Here is a 316-nt window from a genome sequence, read left to right on the forward strand (position 1 = left end):
GTGTAGACCTCGGCATTGACCGACGAGCCGCCGCCCAGCACCTTTGCCTGCGCGTAGAGGATCTCGCGATTGTCCGCGTGCTTCTGCGGAGCCGTCACCAGGCCCCAGGTGAGCGGTCCGGTGGTCATTTTGGCGAAGCCGACCGGCATATGGATCAGCGGATGGCTGTCCTTGCCTCCGGCCTCGATTATGCAGACGCGGACTGCCGGATTCTCGGACAGGCGCGCGGCAAGAACGCAGCCCGAAGAGCCTGCGCCGACGATCACATAGTCGAAACCTGTCGTCATCACTTGATCCAATGGGCACGCTTCCTGAT

1 protein-coding gene is annotated in these 316 nt (G+C 62.7%); it reads right to left on the bottom strand.

Translation table 11 applies throughout. The features are described from left to right. On the bottom strand, positions 1-287 hold a 287-nt coding region (locus EOA36_RS36970), incomplete at its 3' end, for a GMC family oxidoreductase N-terminal domain-containing protein (RefSeq protein ID WP_148669446.1). Positions 288-316 lie beyond the last annotated feature (29 nt).

The sequence above is a fragment of the Mesorhizobium sp. M8A.F.Ca.ET.021.01.1.1 genome, from assembly GCF_003998025.1.
Lineage (GTDB): Bacteria > Pseudomonadota > Alphaproteobacteria > Rhizobiales > Rhizobiaceae > Mesorhizobium.